Raw genomic sequence first — 2,978 nt, 5'->3', positions numbered from 1 at the left:
ATCGCCAGCCCTCATCATAGCCGGTCTCCTATGAATCAGCGATCGGGCGTCAAGGGAATCCCTTCCCAATGTTTTATGCCAAAGTAGTGCTAGGTCGGCCGGATTTCTGAAATTGTTGTTGTCTGCACACTGGTTAGATGGGCCGCGAGCGGCACCATACTTTTGGATGCCGCGTGCCGCGATCTTGCGCAAAGCCTTGGCTTTGCTGGGTTTCGACCGGCACCATGGCCGCCGAACGCCCGATTTCCTTGAGTTTTGGCCGGAGGCGCATCCGTGAGCGCCGACGACGAAAACCGCTTCCGGCCGAAGCCCGGTCGCATCCGATCCGACGCGCGGCCGGGGAAGACCAAGAGCTTTTTCAGCCAGGCCAAGAAGATCGCCCGGCAGCATAGCGCCAGCCCGTCCAGATCGTCGCCGCGTTCAGCGTCGCGCCCAGGCAAAAGCCCGACCGGCAAGAGCGGCAAAGCCGCGCGTTCGACCAAAGGGCCGGGCCTGCAACGCGGGCGCGGTGCGGCCTTCGTTCGCGCCCGCACCTTGTCGGGCGGCTGGCGGCATAGCGCGCCCGGAATGCGCCGCGTCGTCGTCAAAACCCGCTACGTCAAGGACGCCGGCAGGAACGGCAGATCGGCGGCCCATCTTCGCTACATCCAGCGTGACGGCACATCGCGCGACGGCGAGCGTGGCCAGCTCTATTCCGCGACCGAAGACCGTGCCGATGGCGACGCCTTCGTTGAGCGCGGTAAGGAGGATCGGCATCAGTTCCGGTTCATCGTCTCGCCGGAGGACGGTGCGGACTTGACCGACCTGACCGCCCACACGCGCGACCTCATGAAACAGATCGAGGCCGACCTTGGCACGCGGCTCGATTGGGTTGCGGTCAATCACTACAACACTGGCCACCCCCATGTGCATGTCATCGTCCGGGGCAAGGACGACCTGGGCGAGAATCTTGTCATCAACGGCGACTATCTCGCCAACGGCATCCGCGAGCGGGTCAGCGAGCTAGCGACGCTGGAGCTTGGTCCCGTGACCGAGATCGAGCAGAGCCGCAAGCTGTCTGCCGAAATCGACCAGGACCGTTTCACCCGCATCGACCGCGCCATGACGGAGGAAGCCGACGAGCGGTTCCTTGACCTTCGCCATGAACCTGCCGAGCCGAGGCGGCAGTTCAATCGAACACTGCGCCTGCGCCGTCTCGCCAAGCTAGAGAAGATGGGACTGGCAACCCCACATGCGCCGGGCGTTTGGGAGTTGAGCGAGCGCATGGAGCCGACCTTGCGCGAGCTGGGCGAGCGCGGCGACATCATCCGCAACATGCACAAGGCGCTAAAGGCCGATGGTCTGGAGCGCGATCCCATGACCTTCCATATCCACGACGGCCCGCCCGAAACGCCCATCGTCGGCCGTGTCGTCGATAAGTATCTGTCCGACGAGCTAGGCGAGAACCTGACCGTCGTGGTGGACGGGATCGACGGCCGGACGCACCATGTCGCCGGCATCGACCCGGCCCGCGTCGAGGATGCCCGGATTGGCAGCATCGTCGAAATAGGTCCGGCCGAGACAGCGCAGCGACCGTCCGACCGGACCATTGCCGCCATCGCCGAGGATGGCGTCTATCGGCCGAGCCGCCATCTGGAGCGGGCCAAGTTCGAGGGCCGCATTCCGGGCGGCGACTATGAGGGCTATGTCGATGCTCATGTGCGCCGGCTGGAGGCGTTGCGCCGCGCCGGAATCGTCGAGTGGATCGACGTGGATCAATGGCGCATCCCCGACGATTTCGAGAGCCGCGCTGCCGCCTACGATGCAGGCCGGAATCGGCAGGCCAGCGTTCGCGTGCTTTCGGTGCTCGACCTTGAAAAGCAGATCGGCGCGGATGGCGCGACCTGGCTCGACCGCCGATTGGTCATGTCCGACGCATCCGACCTTGCGCCGGCAGGTTTCGGGCAACAGGTGCGCGAGGCCATGGACCAGCGCCGAGAACATCATATCGACCACGGCGATGCCAGCCGTAGCCGGGACGGCCAAATCTTCTATCGGCGCAATCTTCTCGCGACGCTGCGCGAGCGCGAGATCGCCAGCGTCAGCGCGGAGATCGCCGCGAGCAAGGCGCTCCCGTTCCGAGCTGCCACGGACGGCGAAACCGTCAGCGGCAAGTTCACCGGCACCGTGCAGCTAACCAGCGGCAAGTTCGCCGTGGTCGAGCAATCCCATGAGTTCACGCTTGTCCCATGGCGGCCGATCATCGACCGCCAGCTCGGCCGGGAGGTCATGGGTGTCGTGCAGGGCGGTTCCGTGTCGTGGCAGCTGGGCCGGCAGCGGGGAATGGAGTTGTGAACAGCGCAAAGTTCCTATGCTGATCGCCCCTATTCGCCTGGGGTAACTCCCATCACCCGGCGGAACATCACGATAAATGCGCTTACGTTGTCATAGCCGAGGTTCATAGCGATTGTCGTTACAGCTTGGCCGACAGGTAGCATTTCGAGGGCACGAAGGACACGAGCATGTTGCCGCCAAGCGACCATTCCTAACCCGGTCTGTTCACTGAAATGCCGAGCCAATGTTCGCGGCGTAATGCCAACCCATTCTGCCAAATCACCTACAGAGCGATTGTCAGCAAGATCGGCAAGCATGGCATCCACTATTCGACAAAGCCGCTCATCGCTGGGGCGAGGCAAACCAAGTGGTTCTTCGCGAAGGCTCGCGATCTCATCAATAATTACGCGGGCGAGGCGATATTCAGCTGCTGTAATTGGCGTCTTATTCCATGTTGTCGCTCGATGCACGAGTTCGTGTAACAGCGAACTGACACGCAGCATTTGCGGTAAGGGGGATAACTCACCACAGTTCTGCGTCGCGACGTAGATGCTCCATCCTCGAAAAGGACTGAAGCGTCCCGGGTTTCCCGGAGGCTCCTATCTGTGAGAAGGAGCCATGATGAACATGATGAGCCAGAGATTTTCGCCTGAGGTCCGGGAACG

2 protein-coding genes are annotated in these 2,978 nt (G+C 62.6%); one reads left to right on the top strand and one right to left on the bottom strand.

Annotation, left to right across the window (positions count from 1 at the left end):
- Positions 1-567: 567 nt before the first annotated feature.
- Complete coding sequence (locus EDC31_RS17880) at positions 568-2,334, top strand: relaxase/mobilization nuclease domain-containing protein (protein WP_307188355.1); 1,767 nt, start codon at positions 568-570, stop codon at positions 2,332-2,334.
- Between the two features lie 29 nt (positions 2,335-2,363).
- Here EDC31_RS17880 and EDC31_RS17395 read toward each other — a convergent pair whose 3' ends face one another.
- Positions 2,364-2,816 (bottom strand): helix-turn-helix domain-containing protein, encoded by a 453-nt coding sequence (locus EDC31_RS17395; RefSeq protein ID WP_081797945.1) that lies wholly within the window; start codon positions 2,814-2,816, stop codon positions 2,364-2,366.
- Positions 2,817-2,978: the final 162 nt, after the last annotated feature.

Origin of the sequence: Acidomonas methanolica, from assembly GCF_004346035.1 — a bacterium.
In the GTDB taxonomy this organism is placed as follows: domain Bacteria; phylum Pseudomonadota; class Alphaproteobacteria; order Acetobacterales; family Acetobacteraceae; genus Acidomonas; species Acidomonas methanolica.
Note: the sequence above shows the minus strand (reverse complement) of the source record. Positions and strands in the feature narration are given on the sequence as shown.

Coding starts and splice junctions, on each gene's coding strand:
- EDC31_RS17880 (WP_307188355.1), top strand. CDS start 568: ATGCGCCGCGTCGTCGTCAAAACCCGCTACGTCAAGGACGCCGGCAGG.
- EDC31_RS17395 (WP_081797945.1), bottom strand. CDS start 2,816: ATGCTGCGTGTCAGTTCGCTGTTACACGAACTCGTGCATCGAGCGACA.